Consider the following 18,543-nt stretch of genomic DNA (forward strand, 5'->3'; position numbering starts at 1 on the left):
GACGCGGGTTTGGAGTGACCCGCCCCGAAGCGAGGATTCCGATGAAGTATGACCGTCAGAACGCCAAGGCCCATTCGCGCGCTACGATGCGCGGTATCTGGGCTGCGGCAAACACGCCTTTCAATCAGGACGGATCGATCGATGAAGGCGGCTTTCGCAAGAATGTCGACCATTGGATCAACGATCTGGGCATTGACGGACTTTTCGTCGCGGGAAAGCAGGGCGAATTCTTCTCAATGTCGGTTGACGAGCGCAAGCGCATGTTCGATCTGGCTGTCTCGGCAGTAGGTGACAAGGCGCAGACAATCATGTCCTGCTCGGACCAGAACATGGATGTGGTTATCGATCTGGCCAAGCATGCGCAGGCCTGCGGCGCGGACTATATCGTCGTCCATGCACCTGTTCTGCATTTCCTGCGTGCGCAGGACGAAACGCTGCTGCGCTACTATGAAACCATTGCCTCGAAGGTGGATATCGGTCTTGCACTCTGGTCGCATCCAGATAGCGGTTATCTGATGAGCCCTGAGCTCTGCAATCGTCTGGCCGACATCGAAACGGTTGTCGCGATCAAATATTCGGTCCCGCGCGACATGTATTGCAAGCTCACGGAACTTGCAGGCGACCGCATTCTGGTCTCGACCGCATCGGAAGACGAATGGCTGGATAATATTCTCGAACTGGGCTGGCAGCTCTATCTCTGCTCTTCACCGCCCTACACGCTGCAGACCAAGGTTGATCGCCGCATGCGCGATTATACCGACCTGGCCTTTGCGGGAAAAGAGGCCGAGGCGCGCGCCGTCTGGCAGAGCCTCGAGCCTGTCCGTCATGCCTTCAAGTCGACGCGACCGGCTGAAAAGCCCACTTCGCATCAAAAATACTGGCAGGAGCTGCTCGGCCAGGTTGGTGGACCTGTTCGTGCGCCGATGCTTGAGCTGACCGACGCTGAAAAACGGGCAATCCGGGAGGCATTTGATAGCTGCGGTCTCAAACTGTCCTGATCGAACCGAAAAGGGGAACAAGAATGACAAAACTCAGCGCTTTCAATTTCCAGAAATGGATCGATGAACACAAGCACCTGCTGAAGCCGCCTGTCGGCAATCAGCTGGTGTTCAAGGATGCGGACCTGATGGTGACGGTCGTTGGCGGCCCGAACAAGCGCACCGATTACCACGACGATCCGGTCGAAGAGTTCTTCTATCAGCTCAAGGGCGACATGCTGCTGAAGCTGCATGACACGTCGACTGGCGAATTTTACGACGTGCCGATCCGCGAAGGCGATATCTTCCTTCTGCCGGCGCATATCCGTCATTCGCCGCAGCGCCCGCAAGAAGGTTCCATCGGTCTGGTGATCGAACCGGCCCGTCCTGAAGGCGTTCTCGATGCCGTCGAATGGTATTGCTTCGAATGCAGCGGTCTCGTTCATCGCGCCGAAGTGGATCTGGAATCCATCGTCGACGATCTGCCGCCGCTCTACGCTGCTTTCTACAACGATGAGAAACTGCGGACCTGCCCACATTGCAATACTGTCCACCCCGGCAAGAACCCGCCGGAAGGCTGGGTTGCGCTCTGATGAGGCATGCCCGGCGGAACTGCCGGGCGCCCATCCATAAAAAGACAAGGGGAAATGAAATGAAAAACAAACTCCTGATGATCGGCCTGCTGGCGGGGCTGACGACTGGTGCTGCTGCTGCTGAACCGGTCAAGATCGGCGTGATTACGACCTTGTCAGGTCCGGGAGGTTATCTCGGTCAGGACGTGCGCGATGGCATGAAGCTTGCCATTGATGCCGAAGGCGGCAAACTCGGCGGTGTGCCGGTTGAACTGAAGGTCGAGGACGACGCTGCCAAGCCCGGCAACGGACGACAGATCGCCGAGCGGTTCATGTCGGAAGACGGCGTCAAGCTTTTTACCGGCATCATCTTCTCGAATGTAGCTGGCGCAACCGTGCCGGATATTATCGATAATGACAGTATCTATATCAGCGCCAACGCCGCGCCATCAAACATGGCGGGCAAGGGCTGCGATGCGAATTACTTCGTGGTTTCCTGGCAGAATGACTCGCTCCACGAGGCATCGGGCATTGCTGCGGAACAGGAAGGTTTCAAGCGCGCCTTCATTCTTGCGCCGAACTATCAGGCAGGCAAGGATGCGCTGGCTGGCTTCAAGCGCCGGTTCAAGGGCGAAGTTGTCGGTGAAATCTACACCCAGCTCGACCAAACCGACTATTCGGCTGAGATGGCGCAAATTCGCGCCGCAAACCCTGATGTGGTCTTCCAGTTTCATCCGGGCGGCATGGGCATTGCGTTCATGCGCCAGTATCAGCAGGCAGGCCTTCTCGGCAAGATTCCGATGGTTCTTTCCGAACCGTCCAGCGATGCGGTGATCCTCAAATCACTGGGTGATGCTTCGGTCGGTATCATGGCCACCAGCCACTGGAGCCCGGATATGGACAATGCCGCGAGCAAGGAACTCGTGGCAAAGTGGAAAGCCGCTTATCCTGACCGGCCTCTGACCTATTACGGCACGCAAGGCTACGACGTGGCTCGCCTGATTGCTTCTGCCTTGAAGCAGACCGGCGGCGTTGACGATATCGATGCGGTGCGCGAAGCGTTGCGGAAGGCTGACTTCCAGTCGGTGCGTGGCAATTTTGCCTTCGGTCCGAACCAGCATCCGTTGCAGGACTGGTATCTCCTTGATGTCGTCAAGGGCGAGGACGGCAACCCGACCACCAGGATCAAGAAGAAGCTGATCGAAAATTACGGTGATTCCTATTCTGCAGAGTGCAAGCTCTAACAGCCACCGTTCGGCGCGCGCGAAAGTGCGCGCCACGCTTCTTTTCATTTCTCATGAAGGTCGTTTCCTCCAATGACACTCATCTTCGAGCAACTTTTGAATGGCCTTCTCTACGGCGTCATGTTGTTCCTTCTGGCAGCAGGGCTGACGCTGATCTTCGGGATCATGGGCGTCATCAACCTCGCTCATGGCTCGCTCTACATGATCGGCGCTTTCATCGGCACCTGGGTGGCCGTGCAGACCGGGAATTTCTGGTTGGGCTTGCCCGCAGCCATTCTGGCCGCGACGATTGCCGGTATCGTGATCGAGCTTGGCGTCATGCGAAAGCTCTATCAGCGCGATCATCTGGATCAGGTGCTGGCGACTTTTTCGCTCATTCTGATTTTCAATGAGCTGACCGTGCTGATCTTTGGCCGCCAACCGATTTTCACGCAGTTGCCTGCATCGCTCTCGCAGCCGATCGAACTGTTTTCAGGCCTGAGCTATCCGCCGTTCCGGCTGCTCATCATTGTGGCTGGCCTGCTGGTTGCCGGTGGTCTTTATCTGCTCATCAACCGTACCCGCATCGGCATGCTGGTTCGGGCAGGTTCGACCAACCGCGATATGGTCCGCGCGCTCGGCGTGGATATCCGTCTGCTCTATACGCTGGTGTTTGCGCTTGGTGCGGCTTTTGCGGGTCTTGCAGGATTCATGACCGGACCGATCCTTGCCGTTCAGGTCGGTATGGGCGAGCAAATCCTGCTTGCCACCTTCGTGGTCGTGGTTATCGGCGGCGTTGGCTCGATCAAGGGAGCTTTCATTGCCGGTATTTCGCTCGGTATCATCGATACCTGCCTGCGCGCCTTTCTGCCTTCCATTCTGCGTCAATTCATGGCCGGGGCCGAAGCTGACGCGCTTGGCGTGGGCATTGCGTCCATGGGCATCTATCTGCTGATGGCCATCGTTCTTCTGTTCCGCCCGAGAGGCCTCTTTCCGGTGGGAGCCTGAATCATGTCATATCGTATTTTGTTTGTTTTCCTCGGCTGCGTGGCGCTTGCACTTTTCCCCTTCGGGGCCGAAGCGCTGGGGCAGACTGCTGCATCCAGCCTTGTTGCCCGGATCATGATCTATGCCATCGCCGCGGCCAGCCTCAATCTGATCCTCGGCTATGGCGGGATGGTTTCCTTCGGTCACGCCGCCTTCTTCGGGATCGGCTCTTATGTCGTGGGTATCCTTTATTTCCACCACGCCGAAGAGACGTTGCTTTTCGGCTTCATTCCGGGTTCCGACCAGTTTCTGATCACCGTTCCGGCGGCCATGCTGGTGGCAGGTCTTGCCGCGCTGGTCATCGGTGCGCTGGCGCTGCGCACTTCCGGCGTGCAGTTCATCATGATTACGCTCGCCTTTGCCCAGATGCTGTTCTTCCTCTTCGTTTCGCTCAAAACCTATGGCGGCGAAGACGGTATCATCGTGCGCCGGGCAAATGATCTTTTCGGCCTCAGCCTGCGTGACAAGACGACGATGTATTATGTCATCCTCGTTTCGATGATCCTGTATTTCGGTTTCCTCTGGAGGGTCGTGCATTCGTCCTATGGCGCGGTGCTTTCCGGCATTCGCCAGAGCGAGCGGCGCATGACGGCCATGGGGATCGAAACCTATCGCTACAAGCTTTACGGCTTTGTCCTTGCCGGAATGGGCGCTGGTCTGGCTGGCGCGCTTCTCACCATCTTTATGCGTTTTGCAAGCCCGGATACGCTGCACTGGACCAAATCGGGCGAGTTGATGGTGATGGTCATTTTGGGTGGGGTCGGCACGTTCTTCGGGCCGATCTGGGGAGCAGCCGCCTTCCTGATCCTGCAGACCTATCTCGCCTCCTGGACTGAACATTGGCAGCTTGCCATGGGCATCATTCTGCTCGTCGTTGTTTTGGGAACCAAGGGCGGCATTGTCGGCGGCTGGCGCGCGCTTTGCCGTCCGTTTCGCAAAGACCGGAAAGTTGAGGTGCCCGCATGACTGCAATATTGCAGGTCCGCGATCTGGTGAAGCGCTTTGCCGGACTGGTCGCGACGGATCATGTGACGCTCGACGTCACGGAAGGGCATATCCATGCCCTGATAGGCCCGAACGGAGCGGGCAAGTCCACGCTCATCAACCAGCTGTGCGGTGAGCTGGCTCCCACATCGGGGACGATCAGCCTGATGGGTGAAGATATCACCAATCTACCCGCAGCAACGCGTGTCGGGCGCGGGTTGGGACGCACATTCCAGATATCGACGCTCCTGAACGATATGAGTGTGCGCCAGAACATCGCGATGGCGGTGCAGGCGCGCGAGGGGCACAATTTCCGGATTCTCGACAGTCTGAAAGGCCGCAGCGCCATCTGGCGTGAGGTTGATGCAATCCTTGCCGGAAGCCGTCTGGCCAATCACCCGGAGAAGCTTGCAGGCGATCTGTCGAGCGGTGGGCGCAAGCAGCTGGAACTGCTGATGGCGCTGGCCGGAAAGCCGAAGCTTCTGCTCCTTGATGAACCGATGGCTGGTCTCGGCCATGTCGAAAGCCAGGAAATGATCGAGCTTTTGCAGGGGCTGCGCGGCAAGGTTTCGATGCTGCTCGTCGAGCACGATATGGAGGCGGTGTTTGCGCTCGCTGACCGCATATCGGTGCTGGTCTATGGTCGCCTCATCCTCACAGGTACGGTGGAAGACATTCGGGCAAGTGAAGCTGTGCGGGAAGCCTATCTCGGCGGGGAGGAGGAACTGTGCTGAAAATCGAAGGACTTCAGGCCGCCTATGGCCATTCGCAGGTATTGTTCGACGTCTCGCTGGAGGTGAATGAAGGGGAACTGGTCACCCTCATGGGCCGCAACGGCATGGGCAAGACCACCACCATACGCACATTGATGGGTCTGCTCGCTCCAAAAGGGGGACAGGTCCAGATCGCGGGGCGCGACACGACCAGCTACAGCCCCGAAAAAGTGGCACGCCTTGGCGTCGGTCTTGTGCCGGAGGGCCGACAGATTTTCCCGACATTGACCGTGCGGGAAAATCTGGTCGCAACCGCATCCAACCGCTGCAAGCGACAGTCGCCATGGGATCTTGCCAAGATATATGCGCTTTTCCCGCGCATGCAGGAGAGGGCGGATCAGACGGCGGGCACGCTTTCAGGTGGCGAACAGCAGATGCTGGCCATCGGGCGTGCATTGATGACGAACCCGCATCTTCTGATCCTCGATGAAGCGACGGAAGGGCTTGCCCCCGTCATTCGCACGGAAATCTGGCATTGCATCATGCAATTGCGCGAAATGGGCCAGTCGATCCTTCTGATCGATAAGAATATCGCGGTTTTGAAGAAGTTGGCGGATCGCCACTATATTGTCGAGAAAGGTCGAACGGTTTGGCGCGGGACGAGTGCCGATCTCGAACGCGACCGTGAGCAGGTGCATGCTTATGTCGGTATCTGAGACGATCGTCCTCGTTGGATGGGGCGCTATCGGCAAGCGGGTTGCGGACCTTCTCGCTGAGCGGAAAAGTTCAGTAAGGATCGGCGCGGTGGCGGTGCGTGACCGGTCGGCATCCCGTGACCGATTGCCTGCCGGTGCCGTGCTCATCGAAAATCCTGCCGAGCTTGCAGCCAGCGGCGCAAGTCTCGTGGTGGAGGCGGCAGGTCGCCCCAGCGTCTTGCCGTGGGGCGAGGCGGCGCTTTCCACCGGAATGGATTTTGCGGTTTCATCGACATCGGCTTTCGTCGACGACGCCCTGTTTCAAAGGCTGAAGGATGCGGCTGCGGCCAGCGGCGCGAAGCTTATTATCCCACCCGGTGCGCTGGGCGGCATTGATGCGCTTTCGGCCGCAAGCCGGCTTTCGATTGAAAGTGTCGAGCATCGCATCATCAAGCCTGCAAAAGCATGGGCAGGCACGCAGGCCGCCCAGCTGGTGCCGCTCGATGAAATCAGTGAGGCCACGGTCTTCTTCACGGATACGGCCCGCAAGGCAGCCGATGCTTTTCCGCAAAATGCCAATGTCGCGGTGATTACCTCGCTTGCTGGGATTGGTCTCGATCGTACCCGTGTCACATTGGTTGCGGACCCGGCAGCGCGTCTCAACACGCATGAGATCATTGCCGAAGGCGATTTCGGTCGGATGCATCTGCGTTTTGAAAATGGTCCGCTCGCGACCAACCCGAAATCGTCTGAAATGACCGCGCTCAACCTTGTGCGTGCGATCGAGAACCGTGTCGCCACGACTGTCATCTGATGCACTTGCTTAACGAAAAGCCCCGCAGTAGCGGGGCTTTTTCTATTCGGAAGCTTTATTCCGCATCCATCTTGCATTGTGCGGCATAGATATCGCCATGCGCGGTCAGGACTTTCTTCTCGGTCTTCAGATAAGGCTTGCCGTTGGCGCCTTCGGCTACACCCAGCGCATACCAATCCTGAACGGGATGCTGGTTCGGTCCGAGTTTGAATTCTCCGCGCACGGAAGGAATTTGCGCGGAAAGCAACGCCTTGCGGAATGTCTTGGCATCGATCTCGTCACCCGAGACGCCAGCAAGACCGGCACCCATCATCAGCGCGGCATCATAGCCTTGTGCGGCATAATAGGTGATCGGGCGATCCCCGAATTTCGCTTTCCAGGCGGCAACGAATTTTTTGTTTTCCGGATTGTCGAAATCGTCGTTCCAGTGGCTGGTCACCCGTACGCCGTCGGCTGCCTTTCCGACAACATTGACGATCACCTGATCGAGCGATGCCGGATGGACGACCATCGGGATTTCTTTCAGCAGACCTGACTGCTGATATTGCTGCAGAAACGCAATGCCCATACCGCCCGGTTCGAATTCATAGACCATCGCTGGCTTTGCGGCACGGATCTGTGCGATTTCAGCGGCAAAGTCGGTCTGGTCCATCTGGGTATAGACTTCGCCGACGATCTTGCCCTTGTAGAAGCGCTTGAACGCATCCATCGTCTCGCGCCCGGCCTGATAATTCGGCGCGATCAGGAATGCCGAAGGATAATCCATTGATTGCGCCAGCGCGCCAGCGCTTTCTCCCTGGCTGTCATCCTGCCAGGAGCTGACGAAATAGTTCGGGTGGCATTCCTTGCCTGCAAATTCGGCAGATGCGGTGTTGGGGCTGATATAGATGCCGCCTTCGTCGAGAATATCTGGCAGAGCCGCACCGGCGACATTGGCGAAGACCATGCCGGTAAAGAGTTTTACGCCCTGTTCGGACAACATGGCTTCGGCAATCTGCTTGGCATTGCCCGGCTTGAGGCCGTCATCCTCGACCTTGAGCGCGACCGGCTTGCCTCCCAGTTCGCCGCCATTCTGATCGATTGCGAGCTGGAAACCGTCCCGAATGTCCTGCCCAAGATAACCGGCAGGGCCGGACAAGGTTGTGATCATGCCGATGGTGACGGGTTCTTTGGCGAAAGCCGCGACAGTTCCGGCCAGAGATAGACAGAGTGCCGAAGCACCAAGCAGTGAAAGCTTGAGCATGAAAGTTCCTCTCTTGATTGCCCTTCACGACCTTTTCTCTGTCCCGCGCTTGAAAACGCTGTTTCGGACAGGAGGTCTTGCCGGTCATTTCATGCTGAAACTTGAAGTCCGTAAACTGAACACTCTTCGCACTGCTATGAGGCTCAGGAATATCAGAAGGGTGTATCGAGGATGGGAGGGAGCCTGTATTCAACCTGTCTTCAACCTGTCCGGGCAATTTCCCGAAGCACCTGAATGAACAGGTCGGCCGTGGCGGAACGGTTGCTCTCAGGAAGCGTGGTGATCCCCAGAAAGCCGGAAGTGGCGCCAAGCTGAACCGGCAGGATGGCAAGCTGTCCCGACGCTTCTTCAATCCGCGCCACCTGCGCGGGCATGACGCAAATATAATCCGCCTGCAAGAGCAAGCCCCTATTGATGAGCGGTGAGACGGATTCGACGGACTGTGCAGGCGGCGGAACGCCTTCCTCGCGGAATGTGCGGTCAATCTGAAGGCGGAGATTGGTTTCCTTCGGTGGCAAAATCCAGTCCCATTCGATCAGATCGTGAAGGCGAAGTGCGGGGCGCAACGTCAATGGATGGTCGCGGCGCACAACGACGACGGCGTTATCCGGAATCAGGACTTCCTGCACGAGATTGACCGGTTCATGCCGCTCGGAAAGGCGGCCTATCACCATGTCCAGCTCACCCGCCCGCAATGCTGGCATCAAGACATCATCCGTTCCCGTCACGACCTTGACCACGATGCGGCGATTGTCACGCCGGACTTTGGCGATGGCTCTGGGAAGCAGATCGGCAGATGCAGAAAGCAGGGTTCCGATGGCCAGCCGTCCGCCAGTGCCGTCGCGCAGATCGGCAAGATTTTGTTCGGCCACCATCAGATGAGCCAGAAGACGTCTTGCATCTGTGGTCAGCTGCATACCCGCATGGGTCGGGACAACGCCCCTGTTGGTGCGCGTGAAAAGCCGCAATCCGGTCAGGGCTTCGATTTCCTGCAATGCCTTGGTGACCGCGGATTGGGTAACGTTCAACCGATCGGCAGCGCGCGCAATGCTGCGCTCCTCCTCGATCGCATCGATGATGCGGATATACCGGATCGTCAGATGATTGGTGAGCAATGCCATATCGCCTCCTCAAGGATATGTCCGCTCACAGATATTCTATTTCCTCATATCTGTCGCGGTCAGAATTCACTTTCCTTTGTCGGCAGGACTTGGAAATCTCTCTTCGAAATGGGTTGAGGAGAATTGGAATGACGAAACGTCACGCGGAGATCGCTGGCGCAGGCATTGCGGGGCTGGCTTCTGCCACAGCGCTCGCCCAACGCGGATGGAGCGTAAGGGTGCATGAGCGCTCGTCCAATCTGCGCACATTCGGCGCCGGGATTTATATCTGGAGCAATGGCCTGCATGTGCTCAAGGCCCTCGGCGCTTACGACGAGGCCGTGATCGGCGCTCATGAAGGACCGGAGTTTCATACGCGCGATCACCGCAACGAAACGATGGAAGAGATTCCAATCAATGGCAACGGGCCAGCGCGCCTTATAACGATCCTGCGTGAAACATTGCTGACGGCATTGCTCAATGCTGCGCGTCGTGCCGGCGTTGAAGTCGTCACCGGTGCGGAAGCTGTCGGCGCAACGCCCGAGGGTGAATTGCTGCTGGCCGACGGTAAGCGACTTGCTGCCGATCTGGTCATCGGGGCGGATGGCATCAATTCCAAGGTTCGAGATTCGCTCGATCTCATGATGTACCGTAAACCGCTTGGCTATGGTGCCGTGCGCATGATGATAAAGCGTGATAGCGCAGACGCTCCCGTTGAAGATCTGCCGCGCTATATCGAGCATTTCTCCGGCTCGCGCCGTATTCTTTATACGCCCGCCAGCGAGACTGATCTCTATATCGCGCTCTGTGCATCGGTTGAAGACGAGGCGGCCTATCGCACACCGGTCGATACCGCGCTCTGGACCGAAAGTTTCCCGCATCTTGCATCTTTGATCGCTCGTTTCGGCGATGCGGGGCGGTGGGATGCATTCGAAGTCCTGAAGCTGAAATCATGGAGCAAGGGCCGGGTGGCGATCCTCGGTGATGGCGCTCATGCGATGCCGCCTTATCTCGGACAAGGCGGTGGTTGCGCTCTGATGAATGCGCTCGGGCTGGCGGTTGCGCTGGACGAACATACGGATGTGAGCGAAGCGCTGGCTGCGTGGGAGGCGCGCGAACGCCCGCTGACCGAACATACGCAGGATACTGCGGAGCGACTGGGCGACATGAATTACTGGCCCGACGACGTGCGCTCGCAAGTGCTGAAAATTACCGGGAAATGCGCTCCGCTTGGTGCCGAACGTATGAAGACCGCTTTGCATATTCCAACAGGCGCAGCCTGAAACGCCGGATGATGGAGATTTCCATGAACTCGATGAAAATTGGCAACAATATATTTTCCTGGGATGAAACCGGAAGCGGCCCGGCCATCGTGCTGCTTTCCGGATGGTGTCAGGATCACCGTCTGTTCAAGACACTGGCGCCGGAACTGGCGAAGAATCATCGCGTCATCCGCTTCGACTGGCGCGGTCACGGCGACCATCGTGACCATGACGGCGACTTCGACATCAACCAGCAAGCCGACGATCTTGTCGCTTTCGTCGACGCGCTGGAGCTTGAGACCTTTCTTCCCGTCTCGACCTCTCATGGCGGCTGGGCCAATATCGAAGTCACTGACCGGCTGGGATCAAGCCGCGTGCCGAAATCGGTTGTTATTGACTGGATCATGAACCAGCCGAACGAAACCTTCTTCGAACTGATCGACGGTATTCAGGACCGGCAGGTCTGGGAGAATGGTCGTGCAGGCTTCTTCGATTACTGGATCGGCGACACGAAGAACGCCGATATCGTCAATCACGTGAACAACGAGATGGCGGGCTATTCCTATGAAATGTGGGCCCGCTCGGGGCGGGAGATCGGCAAAGCCTATCGCAAATGGGGCAGCCCCATGCAGCGGATGGCAGCCATGGCCGAAAACCGTCCGATCACCCATATTTATTCGCAGCCATTCGAGCCGGAATATACGCAGGCACAGGTGGATTTTGCAGCTCGCAATCCGTGGTTCCAGCCCAAGAAGCTCCCCGGTACGACCCATTTCCCGACGCTTGAACAGCCTGCGAATGTGGCCAACGTCATCAGCGTGTTCAACGCATGATAAAACTCACTGAAGAAGCAGGTTTCGAGCCTGCCCGCCTTGATCGCGATTACAATGCCAAGGCCACCGTTTCGCCGGAAGCTTTCGCCGCCGAAATGGTGCGCTATCGCGAGGCAAGCATCGCGCCCCGGGCCGATTGGGGCCGGCATTTCGACGTGGTCTATGACGAAGAAAGCGGACAGCGGATCGATATTTTCGGCCCGCCTTCCCAAAGTGGACCGTGTCCGGTCTTCGTGTTTGTTCACGGCGGTTACTGGCGCGCGCTGTCAAAGGAAGATTCTGCCATGATGGCGGGGATGCTCGCGGCCGAAGGTATTGCGACCGTTGTCGTCGATTATCGTCTGGCGCCGGAAGTCTCCCTCGCGGAAATTACGCGGGAGGTGCGCGCGGCACTTGCCTTCGTCTGGCGTCATGGACGGGAATATGGTCTCGATCCCGACCGGATATCGGTTGGGGGGAGTTCGGCAGGTGGTCATCTTGCTGGTGCGCTTGTTGCGGAAGGCTGGCAGGACGATTTCGGTTTGCCGTCGGATGTTGTGAAGTTTGCCATGCCGGTCAGCGGGCTTTTCGAGCTTGCACCACTGGCGGCAACCTTTCCGCAGGAATGGCTGAATCTCGGGCCCGCCGATGTCGATCAGCTCAGTCCGATCCGCCACATTCCCGTGCGCGGTTGTCCGATCGCCGTGGCATGGGCAGAGCATGAGGCTGACGGTTTCAAGCGTCAGTCCCGCGCTTATGCCAAAGGCTGGGCTGCAGCAGGCGGAGAGGTGAAAACCATCGAGGTCGCAAACCGGAACCATTACGATATTCTGATGGACTGGTGCTCGTCCGAAACCGAGATGTCGCGGGCTCTGCTCGCCGGTATTCGCAACATCGGTTAGCACTACAGTTGCATTCTTCGTGATGCCGGGCTGCAAAGAGCGCTTTATCTGCGTTCCGGTGCTCACGTACCTTTAAGTACGCTCCGCTCCGGTACTCCAAATCACTCTTTTCGCCACGGCCTGACGAATTTGCAACTGTAGTGTTAGAGCGTATCCCGAAAAGTGTGAAACGGGTTTCGGAAAAGATGCGCGGTTCAAAGCAAATATTTGGAGCACCGATCTGATTCGATCAGATCGAAACGTGCTCTGATCGGCTTTCGAAAAGAAATTGTACGGTCGCGTAGCGAAGCGCGGCTGGTGGTTTCGCGCGGGCAAAACTTGTCAGCTTTATACTAATTCATGCGATTATCCTCATGGATATATGGTTTTAAGATGAATTGTCGCATGAATTAAAACATCCCATTCTGACCGTAACGATGATCTGGGCGTGGCCCGAATTTTTAGATTGCAGAGGCTTTCTGATGCAAAAATCCGACGTGCAGCTTTTCATAGGTGGTGAATGGCGCAAGACCGCCAATACGCTTCCCATCATCAATCCCGCAGACGAGACTGAAATCGGGCAAGTTGCGGTCGCGGAACGCGAGGATCTGGAGGCGGCACTTCAGGCGGCGTGGGACGGTTATCAGGTCTGGCGCAACACTGCGCCTGCGGCCCGTGCTGCGATCATCATGAAGGCCTCGGCGCTCATGCGCGAGCGGCGGGAAGAGATTGCACGCGCGATTACGCTGGAAAACGGGAAGCCGATCAGCGAAGCCCGGCTTGAGGTTATTCGTGGCTGCGAATTCTTCGAATGGGATGCTGGCGAGTGCATTCGTTTCTATGGCCGCGTCATTCCGAGCGCGCCCGGCATTCGCTATATCGTCGTGCACGAGCCAATCGGTCCGGTCGCAGCGTTTGCGCCGTGGAATTTCCCGATGAGCCAGCCAGCACGCAAGATTGCGGGTGCCTTAGCTGCCGGTTGCTCCATTATCCTGAAAGCTTCCGAGGAAACACCGACGGCGGTGACACATATTGCGCGTGCATTCGAGGATGCAGGCCTGCCAGCCGGTGTGCTGAATCTGGTCTTCGGCGTTCCTGCCGATATTTCGCAGTTTCTTATCCCGCGCCCGGAAATCCGGGCGATTGCGTTCACTGGATCGACTGCCGTTGGCAAACACCTGACCGAAATCGCTGCGCGCCACATGAAACCGGCGCTGATGGAACTTGGCGGCCACGCTCCCGTCATCGTTTGCGAGGATGCCGATCCGGTCGTTGCGGGTATTGCCTCGGCGCGCCGCAAATACCGCAATTCGGGTCAGGTATGCACCTCGCCGACGCGCTTCTTCGTTCACGAAAGCCATTATGAACGTTTCACTGCGGCTTTCATCGAAACGGCGCAATCGATCCGTGTGGGCAACGGCATGGATGAGGGGGTTCAGATGGGCCCGGTCGCCAATGATCGCCGCGTCATGGCTCTCGAAGAGTTGGTCAGCGATGCAGAAGCGAAAGGTGCGAAACTGCTTTTCGGTGGTCGTCGCCTGAAGAACAATGGCTATTTCTTCCCGCCAACGGCTCTGGCTGAACTGCCGGACGATGCCCGCGCGATGTCGGAGGAGCCATTTGGTCCGCTGGCGCTGATCAATCCGGTTGCCTCTCTTGATGCGGCTATTGAAAAGGCGAATTCGCTTCCGTTTGGTCTGGCGGCATATGGTTTCGCAAACTCAGCGGAAAATGTGGACCGTCTGATGACGGGACTGGAAGCTGGAAACGTCTCCATCAACACGCTTGAGGCTTCTGTTGCCGAGACGCCATTTGGTGGTGTCAAGGATAGCGGACTCGGCCGCGAAGGCGGCGCCGAAGGACTGCATCATTATACGGTCGTGAAAAACGTCTCGCACCGTCTGGTGAACAGCCTGTAGGCGACTTTATTTAAATCGCTTCTCGGACCCGTCGCCATTGATCACTGGCGGCGGGTTGGCCTGCTTCGGTACTCAAGGTGTCAAAGATACCGGCAAGCTACATGCCCTGTTCACTGACTTGAAATGCTGTCCGTGACGATTACTCATCCGGTCATCATTCGATAGATCGCCGGTAGAGCGACAGGCAGTTTCGACAGTTTGGCGACAAGAGCGTAGTTTCTACGGCCGAAAAGCGTGGGAAGGTATGCATTCGCCTCCCGATCAACGGTCACGGCAAAGACGTTGACGCCTGTTGTGCGTGCTTCAGCAACGGCCCTGCGACTGTCTTCGAGTGCGAACCGGCCTTCATAATGGTCAACATCGTTCGGTTTGCCGTCCGTCAGGACCAGCAGAAGCTTCTTTCTGTTGGGCTGTTCGGCAAGCTTTGCTGTTGCGTGACGGATGGCGGCTCCCATGCGCGTGTAGAAACCGGGCTTCAGCGCCGCAATCCGGTGTTCTACGGCAGGACCGAAAGTTTCGTCGAAGTCCTTTACCGTTTCGACCCGCACCCATGAACGACGGCGCGAGGTAAAGGTCTGGATGGAACAGCGGTCGCCACAGGCAGCAATGCCATTGGCCAGAACCAGAAGTGCCTCCTTTTCCACATCCAGCACACGCCGATTATCGATCCACGCATCGGTGGATAGCGACACATCGACCAGAATAGTGACGGCAAGGTCGTTTGCCTTGGGGCGGCTCATCAGGTGCATGTGGTCGCTGCCCTGTCCTCCGGCGGCAAAATCGCATCGTGAACGGACCACGGCATCGAGATCAAGATCGTTGCCATCGAGCTGCGCACGCATCAATTCGCGGCCTGGCCGCAGGATCTCGAACTGGCGGCGAACCCGGCGCACAAGACTTTGCGCTTCATCATCAAGTTCCAGCGCTTTTTCACGATCCTGCGCTGGTGCTGCCAGAACACTGCAATGATCGGGAAGATAAACACCTTTCCGATAGTCCCATTCCGGATAGGTCAGTTTGGCGGCGAGAGCCGTTCGATCGACGGCTTCTGGCGGTAGATCGAGATCGAAACGGAAACGGGCCGCAGGTCTGCCCTTGCGTTCGCCCAATGTCAGATCGTCAAGCTCGTCTGCAGATTTTGCATTCTGTTCGTCGCTATCGTCCGTTGGCCTGTCGACGCTCACCATCTCCGCCATGGCAAGGATTTTCTCAAAGCGATTGAGAATGAACGGACTCCGGTTGGCCAGCCTCGGATCCTGCTTCTCGCGGTTGGCAATCTGCCGTCCGGTTTCGACACCGTCCGCCTTGCTGTTCAGCACTGGCTGGTCATCGTTATCGCGCGGCGCGGTCTCTTCGCGTCTGATCAACTCCGGCCAGAGCGGGACGGGCAGGGCGGGCAGATAGCTCGCGGGTGCGCAATGCGGAAAGATCGTAGGGAGACCATCGTCCGGCAGTCCTGCGCCTTGTTTCAGAAGCGCCAGAATGCGCTCCTCCACTTGTTGCTCCAGACCATAGAGCGGACGTTTGGGGCGCACAGCCAACACCGCTTCGCACAATCGCGCATAACGCTTCTGCAGGCCCGGAAATATCCGGCAAGTCTTCGCAACCGTATCCGATGCCACTGCAAGCGCTGCAAGATTACGGCGCAATGGGTCATGCGGAAGCTCGCCCACTTCAGTCGGCATAACCGCCATATAGCCCGTGAGCCAGACATAGAGATCGTAATTGAGCGTTCGATCCGGAAAGAGCGCAATTTCGGGCGGCAGCATCAATGTCGCTTCATCCCGCAACGGCTGGCTAAGCTTCTCTTCGCCCAAAGCCATGCGCTGCCGCAATCCCAGCCTGTGCCCGGAAGTTCGGGCACGGGCCGGGGCAATCTGTACGGCGACATCGCCGCCAAAACCGCGGAAGCAGATGGCAAGCTTCTGGCGAATATCGCCAAGTTGCACAACGTGCTGGGGATAATGCGGCCACGATCCGGTCTTGCCGATCAGGCGGTGCCAAGCCCGGCCAACGGTTTCCTCCAGTTCCAGAAAATCCAGCATGATATGCCCGCCTATTTCAGCATTGCATCGGCAACTTCAATCAAAGCGGCCTTGACATCCGGCTCATCTGTCAGCGGCTCGATCATCGCGGCACGCGCCGCTTCGCGCTGCGGCATTCCGGCGTCGATCAGCGTGGCGCAGTAGACCAGCAGGCGGGTTGAAACGCCTTCTTCCAGATCGTGGCCTTTCAGCCCGCGCAGCCGGTGGGCCAGCGCCACCAGTGGCGCAACCTTTTGAGCCGTGAGGCCGCTCTCTTCGCTCACCACCGCGATTTCCTGTTCCTTGGGCAGGAAGTCAAATTCAATGGCGACGAAGCGCTGGCGCGTGCTTGGCTTCAGGGATTTCAACAGGTTCTGGTAACCCGGATTGTACGACACGACGAGCATGAAGCGGTCAGGCGCTTCGAGCAGTTCGCCGGTGCGTTCCAATGGCAGAAGGCGGCGGTCGTCGGTCAGCGGATGCAGAACCACGGCCACGTCCTTGCGCGCCTCGACGATCTCGTCGAGATAGCAAATGCCGCCTTCACGCACGGCGCGGGTCAGGGGACCATCCACCCATATGGTATCGCCGCCTTTCAGCAGATAGCGCCCGGTCAGATCGGCAGCCGCCAGATCGTCATGGCAGGAAACCGTAGAAAGCGGCAGGCCGAGTTTTGCGGCCATATGGCTTACAAACCGCGTCTTGCCGCAACCGGTCGGTCCTTTGAGAAGCAATGGCAGCTTACGCATCCAGGCCATTTCGAAGAGCGCACATTCATTACCGGACGGGCTGTATGGTGGGATCGAGACATCGGCATTTTCAACATTTCTGAGACTGGGGTTCATGACCATTTTCCTTTGTATCAGGCAATGAAGCCCCGCCATGAGGCGGGGCCTGGTGTCGATCATTCAGCGGGTTGTACGAAGCCGGAGGTGTTTTCGCGGCGTTCCTTGCCGGGAACCAAGACGGCCCAGATGAACATGAAGGCCGAAATCACCACCACGACGCCGGAGCCGAGGCGTATCCAGTAGAACAACGACAACTGGTCCTGCACGACCATGAAGCTTTCACCCAGAACACGCTGCAGATGGGTCTGGACAACACCTGCGAAGGTGAGCGCAAAGGTCATCACGGACATGGCCGTGCACATGGCCCAGAAACTCACCATGGAGAGCATCTGGTTGTACGGTGCCCGTCCGCGCAGTTCCGGGATCGCATAGGCCATGACTGCGAGATTGAGCATGACATAGGCGCCGAAGAAGGCGAGGTGTCCGTGGGCGGCGGTAAGCTGCGTGCCGTGGGTGTAATAGTTGACCGACGACAGCGTGTGCAGGAAGCCCCATACGCCAGCCCCGAAGAAGGCCATCACCGAGCAACCGATGGACCAGAGAAGGGCTGCACGGTTTGGATGTTTGCGACCGGCCTTCCATGTCATCACGAAGGTGAAGATGACCATGGTGAAGAACGGAGCAACTTCCAGCGTCGAGAACAGTGAACCGATCCACTGCCAGTAGCCCGGCGCACCGATCCAGTAATAATGGTGACCTGTTCCAAGAATGCCGGAGAACAGCGCCAGACCGACGATGACGTAGAGCCATTTTTCGACGACTTCGCGGTCGATGCCGTTCAGCTTGATCATCAGGAAGGCGAGGATCGACGCCATGATGAGTTCCCACACGCCTTCAACCCACAAATGGATGACGTACCACCAGTAAAGCTTGTCGAGTGCGAGATTGATCGGATTATAGAAGGCGAACAGGAAGAACAGGGCAAGGCCCCACAGACCGAACAGAAGAATGTTGGTCACCGTGGTCTTGCGGCCCTTGAGCGCCGTCAGCGTGATGTTGAACAGGAAGATCAGGCAGACGACGACGATGCCGACCTTGATGATGAATGGCTGTTCGAGAAATTCGCGCCCCTCGTGAATGTGGAACAGATAGCCGACAACAGCGATACCGGCCGCCACGAAGAACAGCCAGAACTGGATGACGGCGAGTTTGGTGCTGTAGAGCTCGGTTTCCGTTTCTTCCGGCAGAAGATAATAGGTCGAACCCATGAACCCCATCAGCAGCCAGACGACCAGCGCATTGGTGTGGATCATGCGAACGATGTTGAAGGGCAGAAGCTCCGACAGCGTATTGGGCAGAACATAGATCGTGCCAGCGAGAACGCCGAATGCGACCTGCGCGATGAACAGCACGAGCGCTCCATAGAAATAGAGCATCGCGACCTTTTGGCTTTCATATTTCATATCATAAAACTCCGTTCATCCCGCGC

The 18,543-nt window shown here is 57.6% G+C and carries 17 protein-coding genes; 12 read left to right on the top strand and 5 right to left on the bottom strand.

Annotation, left to right across the window (positions count from 1 at the left end; translation table 11 throughout):
• Positions 1-41: 41 nt before the first annotated feature.
• The 8 genes from KWJ32_RS11565 to KWJ32_RS11600 all read left to right on the top strand — a co-directional run bounded on the left by KWJ32_RS11565 (position 42) and on the right by KWJ32_RS11600 (position 7,025).
• Entirely contained in the window at positions 42-998 is a 957-nt protein-coding gene (locus tag KWJ32_RS11565) for a dihydrodipicolinate synthase family protein (protein ID WP_151610133.1), read from the top strand.
• A 23-nt stretch (positions 999-1,021) separates the two neighbouring features.
• Positions 1,022-1,570, top strand: coding sequence for a 3-hydroxyanthranilate 3,4-dioxygenase (locus KWJ32_RS11570; protein ID WP_010660590.1), 549 nt, complete (start codon positions 1,022-1,024; stop codon positions 1,568-1,570).
• Positions 1,571-1,629: 59 nt separating this feature from the next.
• A complete protein-coding gene (locus tag KWJ32_RS11575; RefSeq protein ID WP_010660591.1) occupies positions 1,630-2,793 on the top strand; it encodes an ABC transporter substrate-binding protein in 1,164 nt (387 codons plus the stop codon).
• A gap of 72 nt (positions 2,794-2,865) precedes the next feature.
• Positions 2,866-3,780 carry a branched-chain amino acid ABC transporter permease gene (locus KWJ32_RS11580; protein ID WP_010660592.1) on the top strand — a complete coding sequence of 305 codons (915 nt, stop codon included), beginning with the start codon at positions 2,866-2,868 and terminating at the stop codon, positions 3,778-3,780.
• A gap of 3 nt (positions 3,781-3,783) precedes the next feature.
• Positions 3,784-4,785, top strand: a complete 1,002-nt coding sequence (locus KWJ32_RS11585; protein ID WP_012093678.1) for a branched-chain amino acid ABC transporter permease — start codon at positions 3,784-3,786, stop codon at positions 4,783-4,785.
• Entirely contained in the window at positions 4,782-5,537 is a 756-nt protein-coding gene (locus KWJ32_RS11590; RefSeq protein ID WP_012093677.1) for an ABC transporter ATP-binding protein, read from the top strand. The genes KWJ32_RS11585 and KWJ32_RS11590 overlap by 4 nt, the downstream gene beginning before the upstream one ends.
• Entirely contained in the window at positions 5,531-6,232 is a 702-nt protein-coding gene (locus KWJ32_RS11595; RefSeq protein WP_012093676.1) for an ABC transporter ATP-binding protein, read from the top strand. The genes KWJ32_RS11590 and KWJ32_RS11595 overlap by 7 nt, the downstream gene beginning before the upstream one ends.
• Entirely contained in the window at positions 6,219-7,025 is an 807-nt protein-coding gene (locus KWJ32_RS11600) for an aspartate dehydrogenase (RefSeq protein WP_012093674.1), read from the top strand. Before KWJ32_RS11595 ends, KWJ32_RS11600 begins: the two co-directional genes overlap by 14 nt.
• A 55-nt stretch (positions 7,026-7,080) precedes the next feature.
• On the opposite strand, the gene KWJ32_RS11605 is transcribed toward KWJ32_RS11600, so the two are convergent.
• Complete coding sequence (locus tag KWJ32_RS11605; RefSeq protein ID WP_010660597.1) at positions 7,081-8,268, bottom strand: ABC transporter substrate-binding protein; 1,188 nt, start codon at positions 8,266-8,268, stop codon at positions 7,081-7,083.
• Positions 8,269-8,468: 200 nt separating this feature from the next.
• Positions 8,469-9,389, bottom strand: coding sequence for a LysR substrate-binding domain-containing protein (locus KWJ32_RS11610; protein WP_010660599.1), 921 nt, complete (start codon positions 9,387-9,389; stop codon positions 8,469-8,471).
• A 128-nt stretch (positions 9,390-9,517) separates the two neighbouring features.
• Here KWJ32_RS11610 and KWJ32_RS11615 point away from each other — a divergent pair, with 128 nt between their 5' ends.
• The 4 genes from KWJ32_RS11615 to KWJ32_RS11630 all read left to right on the top strand — a co-directional run bounded on the left by KWJ32_RS11615 (position 9,518) and on the right by KWJ32_RS11630 (position 14,242).
• A complete protein-coding gene (locus tag KWJ32_RS11615; protein ID WP_012093673.1) occupies positions 9,518-10,651 on the top strand; it encodes an NAD(P)/FAD-dependent oxidoreductase in 1,134 nt (377 codons plus the stop codon).
• Between the two features lie 23 nt (positions 10,652-10,674).
• Positions 10,675-11,463 (top strand): alpha/beta hydrolase, encoded by a 789-nt coding sequence (locus tag KWJ32_RS11620; protein WP_012093671.1) that lies wholly within the window; start codon positions 10,675-10,677, stop codon positions 11,461-11,463.
• Positions 11,460-12,344 (top strand): alpha/beta hydrolase, encoded by an 885-nt coding sequence (locus KWJ32_RS11625; protein WP_012093670.1) that lies wholly within the window; start codon positions 11,460-11,462, stop codon positions 12,342-12,344. Before KWJ32_RS11620 ends, KWJ32_RS11625 begins: the two co-directional genes overlap by 4 nt.
• Positions 12,345-12,805: 461 nt before the next feature.
• Positions 12,806-14,242: an NAD-dependent succinate-semialdehyde dehydrogenase gene (locus tag KWJ32_RS11630; RefSeq protein WP_012093669.1), complete on the top strand. Its 1,437-nt coding sequence runs from the start codon at positions 12,806-12,808 to the stop codon at positions 14,240-14,242.
• 143 nt (positions 14,243-14,385) lie between these two features.
• Here KWJ32_RS11630 and KWJ32_RS11635 read toward each other — a convergent pair whose 3' ends face one another.
• From KWJ32_RS11635 to KWJ32_RS11645, 3 genes are read right to left on the bottom strand one after another with little or no spacing between them, the layout of a single operon-like run.
• The gene (locus KWJ32_RS11635; RefSeq protein WP_256885982.1) at positions 14,386-16,287 is read right to left on the bottom strand and encodes a nitric oxide reductase activation protein NorD; all 1,902 of its coding nucleotides are present in this window, start codon (positions 16,285-16,287) and stop codon (positions 14,386-14,388) included.
• Between the two features lie 11 nt (positions 16,288-16,298).
• Positions 16,299-17,111: a CbbQ/NirQ/NorQ/GpvN family protein gene (locus KWJ32_RS11640; RefSeq protein ID WP_012093667.1), complete on the bottom strand. Its 813-nt coding sequence runs from the start codon at positions 17,109-17,111 to the stop codon at positions 16,299-16,301.
• Between the two features lie 59 nt (positions 17,112-17,170).
• A complete protein-coding gene (locus KWJ32_RS11645; RefSeq protein ID WP_012093666.1) occupies positions 17,171-18,517 on the bottom strand; it encodes a nitric-oxide reductase large subunit in 1,347 nt (448 codons plus the stop codon).
• Between the last annotated feature and the right edge of the window lie 26 nt (positions 18,518-18,543).

It is taken from the genome of Ochrobactrum sp. BTU2 (assembly GCF_024539785.1).
Taxonomy (GTDB): Bacteria; Pseudomonadota; Alphaproteobacteria; order Rhizobiales; family Rhizobiaceae; genus Brucella; species Brucella anthropi.